Annotated in this window: 18 protein-coding genes; 2 read left to right on the forward strand and 16 right to left on the reverse strand. The window is 65.3% G+C overall.

The features are described 5' to 3' along the window. Positions 1-8: 8 nt before the first annotated feature. From ABVN19_RS12440 to ABVN19_RS12450, 3 genes are read right to left on the reverse strand one after another with little or no spacing between them, the layout of a single operon-like run. Positions 9-1,094, reverse strand: a complete 1,086-nt coding sequence (locus ABVN19_RS12440; protein WP_105642769.1) for an MBL fold metallo-hydrolase — start codon at positions 1,092-1,094, stop codon at positions 9-11. Further along, a complete protein-coding gene (locus ABVN19_RS12445; RefSeq protein ID WP_028944834.1) occupies positions 1,087-2,940 on the reverse strand; it encodes a long-chain-acyl-CoA synthetase in 1,854 nt (617 codons plus the stop codon). The genes ABVN19_RS12440 and ABVN19_RS12445 overlap by 8 nt, the downstream gene beginning before the upstream one ends. Further along, positions 2,937-4,022 (reverse strand): alkene reductase, encoded by a 1,086-nt coding sequence (locus ABVN19_RS12450; RefSeq protein WP_028944833.1) that lies wholly within the window; start codon positions 4,020-4,022, stop codon positions 2,937-2,939. Before ABVN19_RS12450 ends, ABVN19_RS12445 begins: the two co-directional genes overlap by 4 nt. A gap of 242 nt (positions 4,023-4,264) precedes the next feature. On the opposite strand from ABVN19_RS12450, the gene ABVN19_RS12455 reads away from it, so the two are divergent. Then, the gene (locus ABVN19_RS12455; protein ID WP_028944832.1) at positions 4,265-5,605 is read left to right on the forward strand and encodes an MFS transporter; all 1,341 of its coding nucleotides are present in this window, start codon (positions 4,265-4,267) and stop codon (positions 5,603-5,605) included. Positions 5,606-5,711: 106 nt separating this feature from the next. Here ABVN19_RS12455 and ABVN19_RS12460 read toward each other — a convergent pair whose 3' ends face one another. From ABVN19_RS12460 to ABVN19_RS12510, 11 genes are all read right to left on the reverse strand, one after another. After that, positions 5,712-6,422: a TraX family protein gene (locus ABVN19_RS12460; protein WP_028944831.1), complete on the reverse strand. Its 711-nt coding sequence runs from the start codon at positions 6,420-6,422 to the stop codon at positions 5,712-5,714. A 627-nt stretch (positions 6,423-7,049) separates the two neighbouring features. Next, positions 7,050-8,432 (reverse strand): DUF1329 domain-containing protein, encoded by a 1,383-nt coding sequence (locus ABVN19_RS12465; RefSeq protein ID WP_028944830.1) that lies wholly within the window; start codon positions 8,430-8,432, stop codon positions 7,050-7,052. An 80-nt stretch (positions 8,433-8,512) separates the two neighbouring features. Next, a complete protein-coding gene (locus tag ABVN19_RS12470; protein ID WP_028944829.1) occupies positions 8,513-10,201 on the reverse strand; it encodes a class I adenylate-forming enzyme family protein in 1,689 nt (562 codons plus the stop codon). 12 nt (positions 10,202-10,213) lie between these two features. After that, on the reverse strand, positions 10,214-11,368 hold the full coding sequence (locus ABVN19_RS12475) for an acyl-CoA dehydrogenase family protein (protein WP_105642771.1): 1,155 nt from the start codon (positions 11,366-11,368) through the stop codon (positions 10,214-10,216). Then, the gene (locus ABVN19_RS12480) at positions 11,365-12,570 is read right to left on the reverse strand and encodes an acyl-CoA dehydrogenase family protein (protein WP_028944827.1); all 1,206 of its coding nucleotides are present in this window, start codon (positions 12,568-12,570) and stop codon (positions 11,365-11,367) included. Before ABVN19_RS12480 ends, ABVN19_RS12475 begins: the two co-directional genes overlap by 4 nt. A 39-nt stretch (positions 12,571-12,609) precedes the next feature. After that, positions 12,610-13,779, reverse strand: coding sequence for an acyl-CoA dehydrogenase family protein (locus tag ABVN19_RS12485; protein ID WP_105642772.1), 1,170 nt, complete (start codon positions 13,777-13,779; stop codon positions 12,610-12,612). A gap of 10 nt (positions 13,780-13,789) precedes the next feature. After that, a complete protein-coding gene (locus ABVN19_RS12490; RefSeq protein WP_028944825.1) occupies positions 13,790-14,968 on the reverse strand; it encodes a lipid-transfer protein in 1,179 nt (392 codons plus the stop codon). Between the two features lie 17 nt (positions 14,969-14,985). Continuing rightward, complete coding sequence (locus ABVN19_RS12495; RefSeq protein ID WP_028944824.1) at positions 14,986-15,405, reverse strand: MaoC family dehydratase; 420 nt, start codon at positions 15,403-15,405, stop codon at positions 14,986-14,988. After that, positions 15,377-16,510: an acyl-CoA dehydrogenase family protein gene (locus ABVN19_RS12500; RefSeq protein WP_028944823.1), complete on the reverse strand. Its 1,134-nt coding sequence runs from the start codon at positions 16,508-16,510 to the stop codon at positions 15,377-15,379. Before ABVN19_RS12500 ends, ABVN19_RS12495 begins: the two co-directional genes overlap by 29 nt. Further along, on the reverse strand, positions 16,507-17,487 hold the full coding sequence (locus ABVN19_RS12505; RefSeq protein ID WP_028944822.1) for an OB-fold domain-containing protein: 981 nt from the start codon (positions 17,485-17,487) through the stop codon (positions 16,507-16,509). The genes ABVN19_RS12500 and ABVN19_RS12505 overlap by 4 nt, the downstream gene beginning before the upstream one ends. Positions 17,488-17,543: 56 nt before the next feature. After that, positions 17,544-18,329: an SDR family oxidoreductase gene (locus ABVN19_RS12510; RefSeq protein ID WP_028944821.1), complete on the reverse strand. Its 786-nt coding sequence runs from the start codon at positions 18,327-18,329 to the stop codon at positions 17,544-17,546. Positions 18,330-18,463: 134 nt separating this feature from the next. Between ABVN19_RS12510 and ABVN19_RS12515 the strand changes: the two genes are divergently transcribed. Further along, a complete protein-coding gene (locus tag ABVN19_RS12515; protein WP_028944820.1) occupies positions 18,464-19,249 on the forward strand; it encodes an enoyl-CoA hydratase in 786 nt (261 codons plus the stop codon). 76 nt (positions 19,250-19,325) lie between these two features. Here ABVN19_RS12515 and ABVN19_RS12520 read toward each other — a convergent pair whose 3' ends face one another. Together ABVN19_RS12520 and ABVN19_RS12525 are read right to left on the reverse strand one after the other, a co-directional pair. After that, positions 19,326-20,084 (reverse strand): SDR family oxidoreductase, encoded by a 759-nt coding sequence (locus ABVN19_RS12520; protein WP_105642773.1) that lies wholly within the window; start codon positions 20,082-20,084, stop codon positions 19,326-19,328. Further along, positions 20,081-21,802: an FAD-binding protein gene (locus ABVN19_RS12525; RefSeq protein ID WP_105642774.1), complete on the reverse strand. Its 1,722-nt coding sequence runs from the start codon at positions 21,800-21,802 to the stop codon at positions 20,081-20,083. The genes ABVN19_RS12520 and ABVN19_RS12525 overlap by 4 nt, the downstream gene beginning before the upstream one ends. Positions 21,803-21,810 lie beyond the last annotated feature (8 nt).

Below are 21,810 nucleotides of genomic sequence, written 5' to 3' on the forward strand. Positions count from 1 at the left end.
CGGATTGCTCAGAACACCCGTTGCGGGTCGGGCGCCGTGGCCCCCGCAGGGGGTTGCCGGTACCGCAGCAGCCCCCCGTGTTCCTCGCGCACCAGGGCACCTTCGGCCATGAGGTAATTGGCATGCGCCAAGGTTTCACCCAGCGCCATCAGCTCGTCGAAACGACCTGACAGCCTGGGAAACAACACCGCCATCAGCTCGAGCGCGCCGCGCGGCGCCTCACAGCTGTCGAGCATTCGCGCCAAATGGCCCTGGTGATGGGCCGCCAGTTGATCCAGGCGCGTATGCAGGTTGAAAAACGGACGCTCGTGGGCCGGCAGCACCAGCACGGTGTCGGGCAGTGCCCGCAGCCGTTCGATCGACTGCAGCCAGTCACGCAACGGATTGGCCTCGGGTTCGGTGGCCTGGACACCGACCGTGGAGGTGATGCGTGGCAGCACCTGGTCGCCGGAAATCAACAGGCCGTCCGCGGCGCTGTACAGGCAGGCGTGCTCGGGCGAGTGACCGTTGCCGATCAGCACCTGCCAGGTGCGGCCGCCGATGCGCAGCTCACTGTCCTGGTGCAGGCGGCGAAAGCCGGTGCAAGGCAAGGGATGAAAATGCTTATTCTGCACGGCGGCAAAAAACTCGCCGGCCTGCTCGGTGCTGAACCCGGCCTTGCGGTAGAAGTCGACAAAAGCCCAGGCTGGCGGTTGATCCAAGGGCACCTGGACGTGCAGCCACTGGAACTCCGCGGCAGTCATGTACAGCGGGCACTCGAAGCGCTCGGTAAGCCAGGCCGCGACACCGGCGTGGTCGCTATGAAAGTGGGTGCAGATCACCGCCTGCACCGGTTGTCCCTGGAACACCTCGCTGAATACCTGCTCCCACACCTCGAAGGTCTGCGCGGTGTTCATGCCGGTGTCGACCACCACCCAACCGTCCTGGTGCTGAAGCAAGTAGAGGTTGATGTGGTCGAGGCGAAACGGCAGCGGCATGCGCAGCCAGAACACCCCGCTGGCCACTTCGCACACCTGGCCATTGGCCGGTGGTTGTGGCCAGGGGTAGCGCAGGCCGTCGCGCAGTTCAGCGCCGCTGGCGTCCAGGTCAGCCATGATGGGCACCTGCAAAGGGTGCAAGGCCTGCACGTTGCAGCACCTCGGCCGAATACGGCAGATAGGTACGCGCCTGCTCGTCGCGGATGAACAGCGGGTCCTTGCAGGCATCGGGGCAATAGCCCTGGCGTTGCAGGTCGACCTTGCGCAGCTTGAAGGTGCTGGTGAGGTCGGCTGCGGCACTGACCCGCACGAACACCGGGGCGGCGTAGCGCGGCAGGCAACTGTCGGTCAGGGCGTAGAAGGCCTCGGGATCGAAGCCCTGCCCCGCCTGCATCAACACCGCCGCCATGCCGGCGCGGCCTTCGTGACCAGGCACCAGTACGCCATAGATATTGATCAGTTCAAGGCCGGGGAAGTCTCCCAGGGCATCAGCCACCTCCTGGGTCGAGACGTTCTCGCTCTTCCACCGGTAGGTGTCGCCGATGCGGTCGACGAAGTAGCAGTAGCCATCGGCATCCTGGCGCAGCAGGTCGCCCGAGCTCCAGTAGGCATCACCTTCGCGCAGTACATTGCGGCGGATCTTGCTTTCGCTGGCCTCGGCCGAGGTATAGCCCTCGAACCGCCCACCGCCGATATCGGGGTGATCGACGATGAAGCCCATGGCCTCGCCCACCTCGCCCACTTCGCACAGCTGGTAGAAACCATGTTCGTCACGCGGGTGGCAGTCGTTCTCGACGTCGTAGCGTACCAGGCGCAGGTTGGTGCGCTTCCAGTCCGGCACCCGGCCGCAGGAGCCGGGGTAATTGTCGACGTTGATCAGGTTGGCGTTGGCCTCGGTGGCGCCCCAGCCCTCGAAGATCTGGATCGGCCCGAAACGTTCGACCCAGCGCTGCCACGACTCGGGCGTGAGGCCGGCGCCGAGCATGCAGCGCAGGCTGTGTTCGCGCTCGCCTGCAACCACCGGCTGATTGAGCAGGTAGCGGCAGATCTCACCGATGTACTGGAACACGCTGATGCGGTGCTGGCGCACGTCCTTCCAGAACTCGCGCACACTGAACTTGCGCCGCACCACGATGCTGGCACCGGCGCGCAACGCGGTAGAGGTCACCGACGTGGCCGCAGCACCGTGGTACAGCGGCAGGCAGCAATAGAACACGTCTTCGCAGGTGGCCGGCAGTGTCACTTCCATCACATCGCCGGACGACATCCAGCGCATGTGGCTGTAGCGCGCCGCCTTGGGCAAGCCGGTGGTGCCGGAGGTAAAGATCAGCAAGGTCGTGGCCTGGGCCTCGATTGCGGCCCGCATTTCCCGGGGGAAGGTGGTGGCCGGCGCGCTGTGCAGGCGCGCAGCAAAATGGCCATCCACGCCCTTGGGCAGCGGGCCGGACCAGGGGGTCTCGGCATCGGGCAGCAGCCAGTAGGCCAAATTGGGCAGGTTGTCGGTGGCCTGCAGGTTGGCCAGGCATTCTTCGCCCACCACCATCGCCTTGGCGGCCGTGGTGTCCAGGGCATGCAACAGCGCCCGGCCGCTGACCTGGGTGTTGATGAACGCCACCACCACCCCCAGCTTGACCAGGCCGAACCAGGTGCAGAAAAACGCCGGACGGTTCTCCATCGCCAGCGCGCACACATCGCCGGCGCGCAGGCCCTTGGCGTAGAAGGTATGGGCCATCTGGTTGGCCTGGGCATCGACCTGGGCGTAGCTCAGGGATTGCCCGGCATAAATCAGAAAGGGCCGCTGGCCATGCTCGCGCACCTGCTCTTCAAAGCGGTCGGCCAGGGTGTAGAGGTCCCGTGGCTTGATCTGCGCACTGGCGATGGCGCGGCGGTCGAGCAGTGCCTGGGTGTGCTCGCGGGGTACCGGCGCTGTGACCGGCAGGCTCGCCCGTTGTGCCAGGCTCATGGCGTCACCTCCAGGGTGGCGGCCTGATAAGCGGGGTAATCCGAGTAGCCTTTTACGCCTGGGGTGTAGAGGGTGTGGCGGTCGAAGCCGGCCAGCGGCAAGCCATGTTGGAGGCGCTCGACAAGGTCCGGGTTGGCGATGAAATGGCGACCGAACGACACCGCATCGCCCTCACCCGCCTCCAGCGCCGCCTGGGCCGACGGCCCATCGAAGCCGTCATTGAGAATCAGGCCGCAGTCACTGTGCTCGCGGGCCAGGGCAAAGGCGTCGAGACGTGCCGCTGGCGAGCGCATGATGTGCAGGTAGGCCAGGCGCAGTGGCGCTACGGCGGTACACAGGGCAATGGCGGTTTCCGCCGGGTTGGCGTCGCTGATGTCGTTGTACGGGTTGCCCGGGCACTGGCGATAGCCCACCCGGCCGGCACCGATGGCAGCGGCCATGGTCTCGAGCACTTCCTTGACGAACCTGACCCGGTTGGCAGCGCTGCCGCCGTAGGCGTCCTCGCGCTGGTTGCTGCCCGAGGCCATGAACTGCATCGGCAGATAACCGCTGGTGCAATGCAGTTCGACGCCGTCAAACCCTGCTTCACGGGCGTTTAGCGCCGCCTGTCGGTATTCGCCGATCACCGTGTTGATGCCGTCCAGGGTCAGGGCCTGGGGCGTGTCGGTGTCCACCATTCCAGCGGCGTCGGTAAACAACCGGGTTTGTGCGCGCAGCGCCGACGGCGCCACGGTGGCCGCGCCACCGGGCTTGTTGTGATGGCTGGCGGCACGGCCCACATGCATCAGTTGCAGCACGATCTGGCCGCCGCGCTCATGCACCGCATCGGTCACCCGGCGCCAGGCAGCAATCTGCTCAGTGCTGTAGATCGCCGGCGTGCGGCAGTAACCCAGGCCACTGGCCGAAGGCGCGGTGCCCTCGGCCACGATCAGCCCGGCAGTGGCGCGCTGGCGGTAGTACTCGACCATCTCGGCGCCCGGCAATGCATCACTGCCGGCACGGCTGCGGGTCATCGGCGCCATGACGATGCGGTTGGCCAGTTGCAGGTCGCCCAGGCGCAGTGGCTCGAACAAGATGCTCATGTCAGCTCCTTCACTTCTTGGAATTTTCCGGCTGTGCCAGAATCGCGCTGCACGGCGGCAGGGATTGGTGAAACGCCGAAGATGGGTTGAATGATTGACCCACGGCCGAGACGAAACATCGTCCGTCGAGACTAGATTTGCCGACAGGCTGGAAGTCTGCGGAACTGGTCTGAACGGACGATGAAATGCCCTGCACAACCCCCGACGATCTGCCGACTAGAACAAGACCGGGAGCACCCGCTGTGACGACCTCGACCCCTGTTACATGGCGCACGCACTATGCGTTGTTCGTGCTCGCCGCGATCTACGTGTTCAACTACATCGACCGCCAATTGATGGCGATTCTGATCGAGCCGGTGAAGCTCGAATTCGGCATTTCCGACACCGGCATCGGCCTGCTGTCGGGGGTGACATTCGCGGTGTTCTACACCCTGTTCGGCTTCCCCCTGGGGCGTCTGTCCGACCGCATCGGGCGCAAGCCGGTGATTGCTCTGAGCTGCATTGCCTGGAGCCTGATGACCATGCTCTGCGGAGTGGCCGGCAGCTTCCTGATGCTGGTGCTGGCGCGTATCGGCGTGGCGGTTGGCGAGGCTGGCGGCACGGCGCCTTCGGTGGCGATGGTCTCTGACCTTTACCCCGCCCGGCGCCGCTCCACGGCCCTGGCAGTGTTGATGCTCGGTTCCAGCCTGGGCGCCATCGTCGGCCTGGGCCTGGGCGGCTGGATTGCCCAGCACCACGGCTGGCGCCTGGCCTTTTTGCTGATCGGCGCGCCGGGGATCTTCCTCGGCCTGCTGTTGCTGTTTACCGTGCGCACGCCGAAAACCGCGCCGGTGCCTGCGCACCTGGTGGCCACGCAACATGAAGGTTGGTTGAAGACCCTGCAGGAACTGATGAAAACACCGTCATTCCTGTGGCTGGTGCTGACCGGCGGCGCCGCGGCGATTGCCGGCTACGCCATCGGCACCTGGAGCCCGAGCTTCCTGATTCGCTCCCACGGCTTGAACATCCAGCAGGCCGGCTTTCTGGTCGGCGTGGTCGGGGGCACCGGCTCGACCCTGGGTACCCTGGTGTGCGGCATCGTCACCGACCGCATGGCCCGACGCGATGTTGGCTGGCAGATCGGTGTACCGCTGCTGGGCACGCTGGTCAGCATTCCGTTTGCCCTGGCCTACTTCCTCTGGCCCCAGGGCACGGCCTTCCAGATCGGCGGTATCGACGTTCCGACGGCCTTCCTGTTCTACAGCGTGTTCGGCTTCTTTGGCGTGTGGTGGGCAACACCGTGCCTGGGTGCAATCACCCACCTGTTCCCGGCCACGCGCCTGGCCCAGGCAACCGCGATCTTCGTGATGTCGATGACCTTGCTCGGGGTAGGGGTTGGCCCCTTGTTGATCGGCATGCTCAGCGACTTCTTCCTGCCCACCCTGGGAGCTGAGTCACTGCGCTATGCACTGGCGGCATCGGTGTCGATGCTGGTGTTGGCGGCAATATTCCTGACGTTGGCGCTGCCGGGGTATCGCCGCCAATTGAAAGCCCCGGTGATCGAAGCGACCCCTGGTACAACCGGTCTTGCTCCCGCTCCGTAGCCGCTGCCGCCAGGCCGCGATCGACTGCGCAGCAGTTGCCCTGGCGTAAACCGTATGTACAGCTGTCAGGGCCGCTTCGCGCCCAATCGCCGCCTCGCGGCAGCGGCTACGACACACATTTGATGAGCATCAGGTGCAGGGGGTAGAACCCGTACCCCCAGCGCCCTACCCGCCAGATCCGCAGCGAATACTGCCCACGCAAGATCCCTATCCCCAACGGCGCCGACAACAGCGCCGCCGTCATCGTCATCAGGGTGATCGGCTCGCCCAGGTTGACCCGCAGCCAGTCGTTGCTCAGGTTGGCCATCACCGCCACAAACCCCGGTACCAGCCAAGTGCCGCGGCCGCCCCTCAACGCCAGCAGGAATGCCGACGGCAACGCCACGCCTGGCCAGCCGTACATCAGCACATCCGACGCCAGCAGCGACACCAGCAGCGTACCCAGGGCAAGCAGCCGCATGCGCCGGGTACGGTGGTGAACGCCCCAGGCCAGCAGCAACCCCAACGTCAGCGTCGGCATGATGCTGAACGTGCGGGTACCGACATCCAGCACGTGATACGGCCACTCCGAAAGCACCGAGAACACCAGCATCCAGCCCAGGTAACGACCATTGGCGGTGGTGAACACCTGCCCCACCACCGAACGCGCGACGTTGGCGGCGATGGCCAGGCAGAACAGCGGGAATGCGAGTCGGCCGACAACGAACAGCCATTCGGCCGAGGGCCAGATAAACCGCAGATGATCGGCCACCATCGTGACCATGGCCAGCCACTTGACCAGATCGAGGCCTGCCGAGCGTTGGTTGAAGGGGGGCATGAATACCTTTGAGCGATCACCGTGGAACCCACAGCAAATCGAAAACCCTCGGCCAGCGCAAGTGCGGGAATCTGGAGTGCTCCGGATTACGGCCGCCTTGCGGCCGATCGCAGCCTCGTTCCTCGGCAGCGGCTACCAACAAATTGCCGGTGGGTGCGGGCCCGCTCCTACAGCCAGCGCAGGCCAGCAAGAGCGCAGCGAATTGTGCTTTTGATCTTGATCTTGCTTTTGATCTTGATCTTCTGCCCCCGTTAACCAGAAGGGCCGAACGGAGGTGTCGTGGAGGGGCTAGCGCGCAGCGCCTTCGGCGAATGCCGAAGATGCGAAGCGTAGCGTTGCTTGCAACGCGTAGCTCGCAATGCCCCGTAGCGACACCGCAGTGAGGGGACCCGAAGCGCAGCGTAGGGCCCCTGGTGGGGCAGGCGGTTTTGCCTACTTTTTCCAAGAAAAAAGTAGGCCGCCGTAAAGGCGGAAGGGGCCGGCAGCGTCACCGCATGAAATGGATAAGCCCACAGCCGCAACACCACCAGGACTCAAAGCCCAAAAAAAATGCGCCACAAGGGCGCATATCGCAAAACAACCCCACCCCCACCACAACACCGTGGTGGGAGCAGGCATATCACTGGATCAGCGCCCGATAGCCCGCGCCGCATCCGCGGTGTACATGTCCGGGGTGAACTTCGACTCGTTGAGAATCGGCCCCTTCTTTGCCTCGTTGGTCATGCCATAGCCGGTGTACTGCCCTGAGTTCAGGTCCATGAAGAACTGCGACCCCGCCTGCCAGCCACTCATGTCCGGGTGGTAGTAATAGTTGATCATGGCGTGCTTCCACAGTTGCCCGCGGGCATCGTAGTTGTCAGCCATCACCGCGTTCCAGGTGTCTTCGTCGATGAACAGCACACGCTTGCCATACACATGGCGATAGCCTTCCTTCAAGTCGGCCTCCACCACCCATACCCGGCGCAGTTCATAACGCATGTACTCGGGATTGGGATGGTTGGGCGTCAGCAGTTCGGCGTATTTGACGTTGGCAGCGTTGGCCTTGAAGGCGTTGGCCGGGCTGTAGATCTCGCGCTTGCCGATCAGCTTCCAGGTGTAGCGCTCCGGCCCGCCGTTGAACAGGCGGTCCTCGTCGACAATCATGGTGCCGTTGGTGCCGATCATCGGTTGGTCGTAGCCATAGCCCGGCAGCTGCCGCACACGACGGGTGGAGGGGCTGTAGTTCCAGGCCTGACGTGCATCGGTGGCGAAGTTGTAGGGTTCGTGGGAGATGCTGATCACGCCGTTGTCACGTGCGGGCTTGAGCGTGGTGTTGTAGCTCATGGCCTGGATCCGGCCCTCGGTCTTGGGCTCGACCGTCGGCGAGTTGGCCTGGGACAGGTTGCGCGCGTGGGCACGGCCCCAGCCGATGCTGCCGTTGGGCAATACCGACGCCAGGTCGCTGATTTTTTCCTCGGTGTAGGCCCGCGCTGGCAACTGGTGGTTCCACATCACCTCCATGCCGTTCTTGGGAATCGGGAACGGTATCTGCCCCAGGCCTTCGATACCCAGCCCGTCGTTGACCAGCTTGGCGTTCAAGGCGTTGTACTTGGCCCGGTTGCAGACGTAGTCGGGGTAGCGGAAGTCCCGATGGCCCGGGTAGATGTTCATCTTGTAGCTGGTGGGGTATTTCTTCAGCAGGGCTTTCTGGCCGTCGGTAAGGTTGGCTTCGTACTGGGCCATGTTCTGCGCGGTGATCACCACAATCGGCTTTTCAGCGGCGTACGGGTCCACCGGCTGGTCGCCGGAGAATTTCACATGGTTCCAGCCCGGTACTTCACCCAGGTATTTGCCGGTGTAAGGCGGGATGGTGCCCGCGGCGTTGCCAGCCTGCTCGGCGCCGACGCAGGTCAGCTCCTTGCCCAATTTTTCTGCTTCCTGGGGCGACACCTGTGCCAGTGCGCTACCGATCAGGCCGGTATTGACCACCATCGCGGTCGCGAGCACGACACCTGTTGTTGTTATTTTCATGTATTGCCTCCTTCGCTTATAAGGCTTTCGGGTACAGCTCATTCTTCGCGTTCTGGCGCAGCATTCATCGTCCACAAAGACTAAAAATCGGCCTGCGCGGCAGTTTTTTGCAGCTCGCTCTTGATCACTTTGCCGGTGGCATTGCGCGGCAACGGTGTGCTGTGCAGGAACACCTGCGCCGGTACCTTGTAGGCCGCCAGGCGTTCGCCGATGTAGGCGCAGATCGCCTGGGCATCGAGGTGCTGCACGGCACGAACGGCCAGTGCCACCGCCTCGCCCAGCTGCGGATGCGGTATGGCGAACGCGGCCGCCTCCTCCACCCCCGGCATGTCACCGATGCAGGCTTCGATCTCGGCCGCCGAGATCTTCTCGCCGCCCCGGTTGATCAGATCCTTGATCCGTCCACTGATGCACAGAAAGCCTTCTTCATCGAGGTAGCCGGTGTCGCCGGTATCGAGCCAGCCATCGCGCAAGGTGGCGGCGCTTTCGCCTGGCAGGTTCCAGTAGCCGTTCATCAAGGTCGGCGAGCGCAGCCAGATCAGGCCGCTGCTGCCGGTGGGCAACGGCTGGTGGGGGTCGTCGCCGATACGCACATCGACGATCGGCAAGGGCCAGCCACAGCTGGTCGGTTTGTAGACGAACTGGTCGCCCCCCACTGCCGCGCCGATGCCGTTGCTTTCGGTCAGGCCGTAGCCGCTGCCGCCAATGGCATCGGGTTTGCGCTCGATCATGCTGGCGAGCAAGCCCGTCGTCGAGGCGCCACCCCCCAAGCCAAGGCCGAACAGGCTGGCGGTGTGCTCGCCGCCAAAGCGCGGCGAGTCCACCAACTGCTGCATCATCACCGGTGCGCCGTTGAACTGGGTGCAGTGCTCGTCGCGAATCAGGTCCAGCGCGCGCTCCACATCCCACTTGTACATCAGCACCAGGCGCCGGCCGGTGCGCAGGGCCAACAAGAACTGCGCATGCAGGCCACTGACATGGAACAACGGCACGGCAATCAGGCTGGTCGGGGCAAAGCCGCTGTCGATCACCGCACCGATGCGCTCAGGCGAGCTCATGGCGCAGTGAGCACCCTGGAACTCCAGCGCTGTCAGCGCCTGGCAGATCGCCCGGTGACTGGACAACACCCCTTTGGCGCGGCTGGTGGTACCCGAGGTGTAGAGGATCAATGCCGCGGCATCCGGGTCCGGCTGCAGCGCCGGCACCGGCAACGGTGGCGCCGCCAGCAGGTACTCGTAGCGGCGACAGTGATCGGGCAGTGCCAGCCCTGGCGTGGCGCCGACCACAATGGTTGGCAGGTTGATCGCGGCCAGGTCCTGGGCGACCACCTGCAAGCGGGCGTCATCGCACAGCAGCAGGCAGGCGCCGCTGTCCTGCACACCGTGCAGCAACTCGTCGCGCAGGCCCCAGCTGTTGAGCGGCACACACACTGCACCGCAGCGCTGGATGGCGGCAAAGGCCACCAGCCAGGCCGGCTGGTTGCGCATGGCGATGGCCACGCGCTCACCGGGCTTGACGTTGAAACTGCCGATCAGTTGCCCGGCCAGGCGATCGACCTGGTCAAAGTACTGGTCGAACGTCAGGCGCTGTTCCTGCCACACCACGAATTCGCGGTTGCCATGCACCCGCGCAGCGTCGATGAGTTGCAGCAGGTCGGTAGCGGCGTGGCGAAAGTGGCGCGGGCCGCCGTCGGCCGGGGTCACCACTTCAAACGGCGAGCCCGGCGCAATCAGTTGCTCCCAGGCGCTTTGCCAGCGTTGCTCGATCATAGTGTTCTCCGCTCAGGCGCTCGCCGTGGCCAGGGCCGCGTAGCGCTCGCAATGAAAGTCGCGATCACCCAGGCAGGCCTGGGCCACCCGCACCCGCTTCAGGTACAGGCCCACATCCAGCTCATCGGTGACACCGATGCCGCCATGCATCTGCACCGCCTCATTGCTGACCTTGAGCGCGGTATCGCCGACCTTCCACTTGGCCAGGCTGACCAGGCGGCCACGAGCGGCGGCGTCCAGGCTATGGTCATCGAGTGCCGACAAGGCCGCCATAACCGCGCTGCGGCTCAAGGCCAGGTCGACATAGAGCTGGGCGGTGCGGTGCTGCAGGGCCTGGAAGCTGCCAATTGGCGTGTCGAACTGCACCCGCGTCTTGAGGTAGTCCAGGGTGGTCTCGAACAGCTGCTCGGCAGCGCCCAGCATCTCGGCTGCCAGGCACGCCCGCCCCCGGTCCAGGGCAAGGTCCAGGCTGGCCCAGCCCTGCCCCGGCTCACCCAGCAACGCCTCGCGCCCCACCCGTACCTGCTCCAGGCGCAAGCGTGCGCAATTGCGTGCATCGATCAGCGGCAAGGCGCTGCACTGCAGCCCCGGCGTATTGGCCGGCAGCAGGAACAGGCTGATGCCCTGCGCGTCCCCGGCGATGCCGGCCACGCGTGCCGCCACCAGGTAGGCATCGGCGCCCAGGCCATCGAGCACCCAGTACTTGTCGCCATCAAGGCAATAACCATCGCCATCGGCACGGGCTTCCAGCCCCGTGCCTTGCGGCGCATGCCGGGCCTGTTCGTCCAGGGCCAGGGCCAGGCGCAGGTCACCTGCGATCAGCGGTGCCAGCCAGCGGTCCTGCTGCGCGGCGCTACCGGCCAGGTGCAGCAGCGAGCCACCCAGCACCACGCTGGACAACAATGGCGTGGCCGCAAGATTGCGACCGATGGACTCGAAGATCGGTCCCAGGCCCATGCAGCCGAAATCCAGGCCCCCCAGTTGCTCGGGAAACGGAATCGCGCTCCAGCCCAGCGCCACGGCATCGCGCCACAGCTGCGGGTCGAAACCCATGCCGCCGGCCTCGTCACGCAACCGACGCTGGGCGCTGACCGGGCTGCGGGCGGCGAGAAAGTCCCGCGCGCTGTCGGCCAGCAAACGCTGCTCGTCGCTATAGACCAGGTTCATGGCGTCACTCCTTTCTTGGCATCGGGCAGGCCAAGCACGCGCTTGGCAATTACGTTGAGCTGCACCTCCGACGCGCCGCCGGAGATGGTCAGGGCATAGCTGTTGAGCCAGCTGCGAGTAATGTTCAACTGCGGATCGTTGAAGGCCTCGGACTGCCAGCCCATGGCGTAGCCACCCATGAGGTCGAGCAGCACTTCGAACTTGTCGCGTTCCTGCTCGGTGTGTACCAGCTTCATGATCGCCATCAGGCCACTGATGTCGTCGCCCGCCTGCGCCGCTTGCCCCATGCGCTGCACCGTGAGGTCGTAGGCACGCTCGTTCATCGCGCAGGCCACGGCGCGGCCCTGCAGCACCAGTTCACTCTGGCTGCGCGGTTGCGGCAGGTACTCGCGCAGCAACGCCAGCAGGTCGACATGGGATGGCAGGCTGATCTCGCCGAACTTGGACATGGCCTTGCGCTCGTGTTGCAGCAGCCGCTTGGCCAGGTTCCAACCGCCGTTGAGCGGGCCGATCAATTGGTGCTTGGGCACTTTGACGCCGTCGAAGAACACTTGGCAGAACGCCGACTTGCCACTGATCAGGTCAATCGGCACCGGGTTCACGCCGGGGCTGCGCATGTCGAGCACGATCAGGCTGATGCCCTCGTGCTTGGGCGCGGCCGTATCCGTACGCACCAGCGCGTACATCCAGTCGGACTTGTCGCCATAGGAGGTCCAGATCTTGCTGCCATCGACCACGAAGTGATCACCCGCATCGCGGGCGCTCATCTTCAGGCTGGCGAGGTCGGAGCCGGCGTTGGGCTCGGAAAAGCCCTGGCACCAGCGCACTTCGCCGCGCGCCATCGGCGGCAGCAAGGCGCGCTTTTGCTCCTCGCTGCCGAACTCCAGCAGCACGGGTCCGAGCATCCATACGCCCAGGTTGATCTGTGGCGGTCGGCACTTGAGGCGGCGCATTTCGCTTTCCAGCACCGCCAGTTGCTCGGCGCTCAGGCCTGCACCGCCATACGCCTCGGGCCACTCGGGGCAGAACCAGCCCTTGTCGCGCATGCGCTCGAACCACAACTGCGCGTCGGCGCTCGGGAACTGTGGCCGCTGCGCGCCCCAGACCACGTCGCCCTCACCCATGGCGGTGCGCATGGAGGGCGGGCAGTTGGCCTCAAGCCACGCCCGGGTGTCGTGCCGAAATTGCTCGATGGTGCTCATGAGATTGACCTTTATTGTTGTTGGGTTACACCGCCAGGCCTACCGTTGTGGACGGGGCATGCCAAGGCCGAACTGGGCGATCAGTTCGCGCTGGATCTCGTTGGTACCGCCACCGAAGGTCACGGTCACCGAGGCGCGCACCTCGTACTCCAGGTCGCCATGCAGCAAGGCCGCCGCCGAGCCACTGCGCAGCGAGCCGTTGGCGCCGACAATGGCCGCCAGCCGGCGCAGGATCTCGATGGCCGACTCCGAGCCGTAGACCTTGGTGGTCGAGGCCAGGGCCACGTCCACACGGTCGTTCTCAAGGTCGGCAGCAATGCGAAAGTTGGTCAGGCGCATGGCTTCAAGGCGCGCATAGCACTCGGCCAGCGAGGTGCGCACCCAGGCCTTGTCCATCGCCCGGCGGCCCTGTTCATCCTGGCTGCGGGCCCACAGGTAGACGCGGCGGAACAGCCCGGCGATCTTGTCCGACCAGGAGCCCAGGCCCAGGCGCTCGTGGTTGAGCTGGGCGGTGATCAGCTTCCAGCCGCCGTGCAGCTCGCCGACCAACATGTCCCTGGGCACCCGCACGTTGTCGTAGTAGGTGGCCGTGGTGGGGTTGCTGGTGGTCGGGATCAGGGTGCTGGAAAAGCCCGGCAACTGGGTGTCGAGAATCAGGATCGACACACCCTTGTGCCGCGCCTGAGTGGGATCGGTACGCGCTGCCAGCCAGATGTAGTCGGCCGACTCCGCGCCCGAGGTCCACAGCTTGTTGCCGTTGACCACAAAGTGGTCGTCTTCGGGCCGCGCAGTGGTCTTGAGTACCGCCAGGTCGCTGCCGGCACCGGGCTCTGAGTAGCCGATGGCGAACATGATTTCGCCGCCGGCAATGCCTGGCAAGAAGCGCTCCTTCTGCTGCGCGCTGCCATGGGCGATCAGGGCCGGGCCTACGGTGCTGATGGTCACGAACGGCAATGGCGCACCGGCAATGTTGGCCTCTTCGAAGAAGATCAACTGCTCGGTGGCGGCATAACCCTGGCCACCGTGCTCCTTGGGCCAGCCTACGGCCAGCCAGCCGTCGCGGCCCATCTGGCGTACCGTCTGGCGAAACAGCTCGCCGCCTTCCTGGCCGCGCAGTTGCTCGCGCAGTTGTGGGGTCATCAGGGCCTGGAAGTAGTCGCGCACCTTGTGGCGCAGTGCCTGTTGTTCGGGGGTGAGGTCGACGAACATGTGCTGCTCCTTAGGCCGCGCCGAGAATCAGGCCGCTGGTGGGCACGCCGGTACCGGCGGTCACCAGCACGTTGTGGACATCCTCCACCTGGTTGACCGCCGTGCCGCGCACCTGGCGCACCGCTTCGGCCACGCCGTTCATGCCGTGGATGTAGGCCTCGCCCAACTGACCGCCGTGGGTGTTGATCGGCAACTTGCCGCCACGGGCGTGATGACCGGCGCGAATGAATTCCTTGGCCTCGCCGCGACGGGCAAAGCCGAATTCTTCAAGTTGCGGCAGCACGAACGGGGTGAAGTGGTCGTAGATCACTGCGGTCTGCAGGTCGTCCGGGCCCAGCTTCGACTGGCGGTACAGCTCGCGGGCCACCACGCCCATCTCCGGCAGACCGGTGATGTCGTCGCGGTAGAACGAGGTCATGATCTGCTGGCCATCGGTGATGCCCTGGGACCCGGCCTTGATGATCACCGGCTTTTGCGGCAGGTCGCGGGCACGCTCGGCCGAAGTGATGACCATGGCCACCGCGCCATCGGACTCCTGGCAGCAGTCGAGCAGGTGCAGGGGCTCGCAGATCCAGCGCGAGGCCTGATGCTCTTCCAGGGTGATCGGCTTGCCATGGAAGAACGCTGCCGGGTTGGTCGCGGCAAAGTCGCGCACCGCTACCGCTACCCGGCCGAAATCTTCGGAGGTGGCGCCGTAGGTATGCATGTAGCGCTGGGCGAACATGCCTACCCAGGCGGCCGGCGTGTGAAAGCCGTGGGGCATGTACCAGCCGTAGTTGACGTTCTCGAAGATCGGTGTCGAGGCAAAGCCGTAGGTGCCGGTGCCGAAGCGGTACCAGGATCGCTCGTTCATGGCCCGGTAGACCACCACCACCTTGGCAACGCCGGTGGCCACGGCCATGGCCGCATGCATCACCGGCCCGCAGGCAGCGCCGCCGCCGTGAGGCACCTGGGAGAAGAACTTGACGTCCTTGCAACCGAGCAGGCGGGCGATTTCGTACTCGGGCACCTTGTCGACCGAGTAAGAGCTGAAGCCCTCTACTTCGGAGGGGTCGATACCGGCATCCTTGAGTGCGCTCAAGGTGGCTTCCAGGGCCAGGCGCAGTTCGGTGCGCCCGGAGTTCTTGGAAAATTCGGTGGCGCCCAGGCCAACAATGGCGGCGCGCCCGCTTAGCGATGAATCGGTCATCTGAGTGTCTCCGCCTGTCAGGGCAGGATCAGCGCGACCGTACCGGTCACGTGATTGCCCATGGAATTCTTGCCGCTCAAGGTCACCTGCACGGTGCCGGTGTCGGCATCCTTGCTGGCGACGCTACCGTTGAAGGTCATGCTGTCGCCGGGGTAATTGGGCGCGCCCAGCTTGATCTTCAGCGACAGGAACTGCGCCAGTGGCCCTGCCCAGCCTTCGACAAAGCGCTGCACCAGGCCGTTGGTGGTGAGAATGTTCATGAAGATGTGCGGTGAACCCAGTGCCTTGGCCGCCTCCAGGTCGTGGTGCCCCGGGAAGTAGTCACGGGTGGCAATCGCACCGCCCGCGATCAGGCCCACGGTGATCGGGATCACCAGCTCCGGCAGCGCGTCGCCGGGGTGCACGTCTTCAAAGCGCAAAGTGTTCTTCGAGGTCATATTTCCATCCCAGCTTGTCGTTATCGCCCAGCCAGTCGCCAAGGCGTTCCAGGCTTGCCGCCGATCCCCCCAGGGCAAGGCCCAGGGCGCGGCTCCAATAGAGAAAACGGTGGATCGGGTAGGTAAGGTCCACGCCGATACCGCCATGCACGTGCTGCGCGTTATGGCCAATGCGGTGCCCGGCCTCGCAGGCCAGGTACGCCGTGGCCAGGGCTTGGGCGCTAGTGCCCAGGCCGGCATCGAGTCGGTAGCACAACTGCCAGAGGCTGCTGCGCAGGGCTTCGAGGGCGATGTGGGCATCGGCCATGCTCATTTGCACAGCCTGGAAGCTGCCGATCGGCCGGCCGAACTGCTCGCGCTCGCTGACGTAGGCCACGGTGCGGCGGATGTGCTCGGCACTGACGCCCAGTTGCAGGGCGGCCAGGGCCGCCTGGGCACGCGGCTCCAGCCAGTCCAGCGCCGGCCCCGGCAGCAGTTGCTCGGCACCGATGCGCAGGCCCTGGACCTCGACTTCGGCCACCGGCTCGCCATGGGTCAGTACGCCCGGTACACGGCGCACTTGGGCAGCACCGAGGTCCAGCAGCACCAGCCGTGGCTGGCCCTCGGCCTCGGCCAGTACCAGCGCGGCCTGGGCCTGCTGGCCGAAGGCGAGCGCCGAGACCCTGCCATCGAGCAACCAGCCGCCTTCACAAGGCTGCGCCTTGAGTTCGATACCGCAGGCACCGGCACGGGCGTCGATGGACAAGGTCAGGATCACCTCGGCCGATGCGGCCCGTTCAGCCCAGCTCGCCGCCTGGCCCAGGGCAAAGTTCGCCAGGGTTGCCGCTGCCAGTTGATGGCGCCACAGCGGTACCTGGCCCAGGCTGCGGCCCTGGGCCTGGAGCACCAGCATCAGCTCGGTCAGGCCCAGGTCGCTGCCACCGGCCTGCTCGGGAATCGCCAGGGCATGCAGCCCGGTTTCCACGCACAGGCCCCAGAGATCGCTCATCATCGCTTCGCCACTGCTGTCCCATTGGCGCAGGGCATCGTCGTCACAGTGATCGGCGAACAAGCTGTCGGCCATTTGGGCGATGGCGCGCTGGTCTTCGCTCAGCTCGAAGTTCATGACGCCTCCTGCCCGGCAACCGGTCGGAACAGCGGTAAGGTCTGCTGCTCATCGAAGACTTGGAACTCCACCTGCAGGCGCTGGCCGATCTGCAATTGGCCAGGCGCCACGCCCACCAGGCCGGCGATCAGGCGTACGCCCTCCTCCAGCTCGATCAGGCCGATGGGGTTGGGGTGCTCGAATGGCGCCACCACCGGGTAGTGCATGACCACGAAGGAATACAGGCTGCCCCGGCCACTGGCCTGCACGGTATCCCAGTCAAAGCTGTGGCACTGGATGCACACCGGCGCTGGCGGGTGACGCAGCGTCGAGCAGGCGGTGCAGCGCTGGATCAGCAACTGGCCCTTGGCGCAGCCTTCCCAGAAGAACCGGGTGTCGTCGCTGACACCCGGCAGCGGCCGCTTGGCCACTACTGGCGCCTCATTGGCAGGCGCTGCCGGGGCCTGGGCCGCCGGACGGAACTTGAACACACGGAACAGCAATTCGCCCACCGGCTCATCGCCACCGGTTTTCTCGACAAAGTGGCTCATCACCAGGGTGACGAAAAAGCCGGTGCCGAGGCCGGTGGTTTTTTCCTCGCCAACCGACTCCAGGCGGGTGGTGTAGTAGAGTTTTTCGCCCAGGCGCACGGGCCGGTTGAAGCTCAGTTCGGAGTTCACCGCCACCACTGAGTTGTAGCCGTGCGCTTCAAACAGCTTGAGTACTTCGTAGGGGTTCTCGTCGGTGGAACCGGGTGGATAGTTGTTGGCGTGAAAACCCTCCATCGTCCACACCTGAAGCATCCCCGGGGGGGCGATCAGGCCTTCGTGAACACTTTCAAGGGCAGCGCATGGATCGGTGTAGAGCGGGTTGTCCACGCCCATGATCTCGCACCATTGGCGAATCATCGGTGCGTTTACCTCATCCCAGGCATACACCCGCCCGTATTGGCGCCCCACCAGGGCGCTCACATTGGACAGCAATTGTGGATCTGCCACAGTCGTCTCCTGCAAAGTGAGGGCAGCGACCGGCACGCCGGCGCTGCCGGGGTCGATCAGGTCGGCAGCACCTCGGCCGCATCCAGAAACGCCGGACGCTCGCCACCGCCGTGCAGCAGCAGGTTGCAGCCGCTGGCGTAAGCGGCCAGTGGCGAAGCGATGTACAGGCAGGCGTTGGCGATGTCCTGGGCCACAGCCATGCGCCCGGCAGGAATGCCGGCGCTCACTGCGGCGATCCCGGCGTCGGTGCCGTAGTGCAGGTGCGCCTGCTCGGTCAGCACCAGCCCCGGGCTGACGGCCACCACCCGCACCTTCGGTGCCCACTCCACTGCCAGCGACTGCACCAGCGCCAGTACACCGGCCTTGGCCGCGCCATAGGCGGCGGTACCCGGCGAAGAACGCAGGGCACTGATACTGCCGATAAAGACAATGCAGCCTCCTTCGGCCTGCCCCTGCATCAGCCGGTTGGCGTGCTGGGCGACATTGAAGGGGGCGATCAGGTTGAGGCGGATGATGCTCTCGTGAAACCGTGGCGATGCTTCGGCAGCCGGTGCCCGCGGGCTGCCGCCGGCGTTGTTGACGAGTACATCGAGGCGGCCGTATTCGTGGTGGATCGCATCGAACAGCGCTTGTAGCGAATCGCTGTCACGCACATCCGCCGGCATGAACGCCGCACTGTTGTTGCCATGCGTCGGTACCTGCAATGGCGCATGCCGGGCACAGACAATCACCTTGGCCCCGGCGGCGAGAAACTCGCTGGCGATGCCTGCGCCGATACCCTTGGTGCCGCCCGTGACGAGCACCACCTTGCCGCTGTAATCCAACCCCGCGTGCTGACCCATGTCGTGCTCCTTGTTCGTTTGACAAGGGTCACTCTAGGGGCAACCGCGCAGGCGTACTTCGTCTGAACGGACGATGAATTGCACCGGGTGGCTCACGACACTGGAGGTCAACGACTACGCGCACAAGGATGCCCATGGACGACTCCACCACCCCACCGGTTCTGCTCGAACACCCGCTGCCCGGCGTCGCCCTGCTGCGCCTGAACCGTCCCCAGGCCACCAATGCCCTGAGCCTTGAACTGCAGGCGCTGCTGTCGCAACACTTCACCACCCTGGCCGATGACCCTGGAGTGCGCTGCATACTGCTCACCGGCGGCGACAAAGTGTTTGCCGCCGGGGGCGACATCAACAGCATGGCCGGGGTCGGGCCCATCGACATCTACAAACGCCATACCGAACGGGTGTGGGCACCGATCCAGCATTGCCCAAAGCCGGTGATCGCCGCAGTGTGCGGCTACGCCTATGGCGGCGGCTGCGAATTGGCGATGCTCGCCGACCTGATCGTCGCGGGCCGTGGCGCGCGCTTCTGCCAGCCGGAAATCCGCATTGGCATCATGCCCGGCATCGGCGGCACCCAGCGCCTGGTGCGCGCAGTGGGCAAGGTCAAAGCCATGCGTATGGCCCTGACCGGGCAGCCGATCAGTGCCGAAGAGGCGTGGGTGGCAGGGTTGGTGAGCGACCTGGTAGACGATGACCAGGTGCAGGCCAAGGCGTTGGAGCTGGCCGGGGTGATTGCCGCGATGCCGGCGCTGGCAGCCGAACAGATCAAGGAAGTGATCCTCAATGGCATGGATGCGCCATTGGAGGCAGGCCTGGCACTGGAGCGCAAGGCCAATGCGCTGCTGTTTGCGTCGAGGGACCAGAAGGAAGGCATGCAGGCGTTCATTGAAAAACGGGCGGCGCGGTTCGAGGGACATTGAGCACACCCGGTCGCGGGGCAAGCCCGCTCCTACCGCCCGGTAAGAGCACGCTTGCCCCGCGACCGTCGCGTACCCATCAGATACTCATCAACAACTGCCCACTATCGACCCGCAACTCCACCCCATTGATCGCCCGTGACTCCTCGCTGGCCAAGAACAGCACACTGGCCGCCACGTCCTCAGGCAGGCACATCCGCTGCATCGGATCACTGTCGATGGTCATGCGCTCCGGGTCCATCCCCGCTGGGTAACTACCGCGGGTCATGGCGGTGAGCACACTGTCCGGGTGCAAGGTATTGCAGCGAATCCGGTACTTGCGCTGACGACAATGCACCGCCACCGACCGCGACAACGCTGCCACCGCACCTTTGGAGGCACTGTAGGCCAGGTAGTCCCCGCGTCCGCCCAACGCCGCAATCGATGACATGTTGATGATCGAGCCACCCGTGGCCTTCATCAACGAAATGGCCTCGCGACAGCCGATGAACACACTGTCGCTATTGACCCGCAGGACCTGGTGCCAGGTGTCCAGCGTGGTGTCTTCCACCGAGCCGCTGCGCAGGATACCGGCGTTATTGAACAGGATGTCCAGGCGCCCGTAACGGTCGCGCAGCAACGCCATGACGTGCTGCCAGTCGCTTTCGCTGCTGGCATCGTGACGGATGAACGCAGCCGCTGCGCCGATCTCGGCAGCCAGGGCCTGGCCCGCTTGTTCATCGACATCACTGATCAGTACCTGCGCGCCTTCTGCCGCCAGCAGGCGCGCGCAGGCGCGACCGATACCGTTGGCGCCACCAGTGACGAGGGCGACTTTACCTTGTACGCGTGCGCTCATATTTCACCTTTTATTGTTTGCGGTTCTTCGCGGGGCACGCCCGCTCCTACCTGGCTGTGGGTCTGCCCCGCAATGGCGGCCCCCGCACGACGCCCGGAAAACACGCAGTCCGCCAGCGACAGACCACTGATGTACAGGTGCGAAGGAATACCCAACGCTGTGCGCCCTGCGGCATACAAGCCGGCAATCGCCTGCCCCTGGGCGTCGAGCACGGCGCCGCTGTCTTCATCCACCTTCAGGCCACCCAGGGTCAGCGCCCCCAGCGGAAAAACAGGATTACCCACGGAGATGTCACAGGCATAGAACGGGCCTTGGTCCAGCACCTGACGACTACCCGACGACTTGCCAAAGTCGTCCTCGGCTTCGCCCCTGGCCGCCGCATTGTTGCGCTGCAGCGCCTGCTTCAGCGCCTCGACCTGCATGCCGGCGGCCTGGGCGAGCTGCGCCGGGGTCTTGCCCTTGCGTGGCTTGATCAGCATCAGCGCCAGTGCCGGTACGGTCTGGAACCACCAGTAGCCGCCGAACAGCGCCTGGCGTATGGCCTTGGCCCGCAAGCGGGCATCGAGCACCAGCCAGGCACGGCCACCCTGCTCTTCCATCAGCGGCTGGCCGAGGGTGGCGCCATACACTTCCTCGTTGCAAAAGCGCTTGCCGTCGCGGTTGACCACAATGCCCTTGGGCCAGCAGTGCGGCGGGTTGATGAAGCGCCAGGCCGACACCCGCTCAAGCCCGCCGCTGGCTGCCCCGGCGCTCTGGCCCAGGCGCAGGCCGCTGCCGTCACAACCCGTGGCCCCCACCTTGAAGTTGCGCCGATAGCCCGGCGCATGTTCGCGCATCAACTCACGGTTGAAGATAAAGCCGCCAGTGCTGAGCACCACCCCCTGACGGGCGTGTACCCGGTAAGGCTGCGCATGCTCGCGCTCAAGCTTGCTGACGCGCTGGCGCAGCGTGTCGCAGTACCCTGGCGCCAGGTTCTGCCAGCGCTCGGCGCGGGCAGCGAGGCGCGCGTGGGTCTTGGCCGCCTCACTGCCCGGTGGCAGGCGCCACAACTCGGCACCGATCACCCGGCCCTGACCGTCGAGCACCAGCCGCCGCGCCGCCGCTTGCAGCAACGGGCGCACACCTGCCTTCAGGCACGCGGCCTGGAGGTGGCCATACAGCACAGCACCGCCCTGCCCCTTGCCCACGGTACGATGGCCTCGCGGCGCAGGTGGCAAGGTGTCAGTGTGTGAAGGCACCAGCTCGTTGCCGGAGTAGTAGAGAAAATAGCCATCGGCCGGGTACGAGGTCTTGCCACCCGGTGGCATCTGGTGGCCATAGGGCGCGCCGTGGCCTTGCAGCCATTCAAGGTTGGCAACGCTCTGGTCGCAGAAGCGCCGCAGGGTGGTATCGCTGACCACACCGCTGGTTTCATGCTTGAGGTAATCGAACATGGCTTGCGGACTGTCGGTGACACCGGCGGCCTGCTGCTGGCGAGTACCGCCGCCGGCATACACCACCCCGCCACTCTTGGCACTGGCCCCCCCGCCGGTAAAGCGGTCGGCGACCAGCACATCGGCGCCACTGGCGCGGGCCTCCAGGGCTGCGCAGGCACCGGCCGCGCCCCAGCCGATGACCAGCACATCGCACTGTTCATCCCATTTCAGCGTCTTGCTGTCGCTGACCCGTAACGGCGCCAGGATGGCGCTGCAACTTGAAACCGTATCGGACGTCTGCATGGCGGCTC

This window comes from Pseudomonas vranovensis, assembly GCF_040438935.1.
Classification (GTDB): Bacteria; Pseudomonadota; Gammaproteobacteria; order Pseudomonadales; family Pseudomonadaceae; genus Aquipseudomonas; species Aquipseudomonas vranovensis.

What these genes read in the sequence shown, in the direction of transcription:
- ABVN19_RS12440 (WP_105642769.1), bottom strand. Translation starts at nt 1,094, where the DNA reads ATGGCTGACCTGGACGCCAGCGGCGCTGAACTGCGCGACGGCCTGCGC.
- ABVN19_RS12445 (WP_028944834.1), bottom strand. Translation starts at nt 2,940, where the DNA reads ATGAGCCTGGCACAACGGGCGAGCCTGCCGGTCACAGCGCCGGTACCC.
- ABVN19_RS12450 (WP_028944833.1), bottom strand. Translation starts at nt 4,022, where the DNA reads ATGAGCATCTTGTTCGAGCCACTGCGCCTGGGCGACCTGCAACTGGCC.
- ABVN19_RS12460 (WP_028944831.1), bottom strand. Translation starts at nt 6,422, where the DNA reads ATGCCCCCCTTCAACCAACGCTCGGCAGGCCTCGATCTGGTCAAGTGG.
- ABVN19_RS12465 (WP_028944830.1), bottom strand. Translation starts at nt 8,432, where the DNA reads ATGAAAATAACAACAACAGGTGTCGTGCTCGCGACCGCGATGGTGGTC.
- ABVN19_RS12470 (WP_028944829.1), bottom strand. Translation starts at nt 10,201, where the DNA reads ATGATCGAGCAACGCTGGCAAAGCGCCTGGGAGCAACTGATTGCGCCG.
- ABVN19_RS12475 (WP_105642771.1), bottom strand. Translation starts at nt 11,368, where the DNA reads ATGAACCTGGTCTATAGCGACGAGCAGCGTTTGCTGGCCGACAGCGCG.
- ABVN19_RS12480 (WP_028944827.1), bottom strand. Translation starts at nt 12,570, where the DNA reads ATGAGCACCATCGAGCAATTTCGGCACGACACCCGGGCGTGGCTTGAG.
- ABVN19_RS12485 (WP_105642772.1), bottom strand. Translation starts at nt 13,779, where the DNA reads ATGTTCGTCGACCTCACCCCCGAACAACAGGCACTGCGCCACAAGGTG.
- ABVN19_RS12490 (WP_028944825.1), bottom strand. Translation starts at nt 14,968, where the DNA reads ATGACCGATTCATCGCTAAGCGGGCGCGCCGCCATTGTTGGCCTGGGC.
- ABVN19_RS12495 (WP_028944824.1), bottom strand. Translation starts at nt 15,405, where the DNA reads ATGACCTCGAAGAACACTTTGCGCTTTGAAGACGTGCACCCCGGCGAC.
- ABVN19_RS12500 (WP_028944823.1), bottom strand. Translation starts at nt 16,510, where the DNA reads ATGAACTTCGAGCTGAGCGAAGACCAGCGCGCCATCGCCCAAATGGCC.
- ABVN19_RS12510 (WP_028944821.1), bottom strand. Translation starts at nt 18,329, where the DNA reads ATGGGTCAGCACGCGGGGTTGGATTACAGCGGCAAGGTGGTGCTCGTC.
- ABVN19_RS12515 (WP_028944820.1), top strand. Translation starts at nt 18,464, where the DNA reads ATGGACGACTCCACCACCCCACCGGTTCTGCTCGAACACCCGCTGCCC.
- ABVN19_RS12520 (WP_105642773.1), bottom strand. Translation starts at nt 20,084, where the DNA reads ATGAGCGCACGCGTACAAGGTAAAGTCGCCCTCGTCACTGGTGGCGCC.
- ABVN19_RS12525 (WP_105642774.1), bottom strand. Translation starts at nt 21,802, where the DNA reads ATGCAGACGTCCGATACGGTTTCAAGTTGCAGCGCCATCCTGGCGCCG.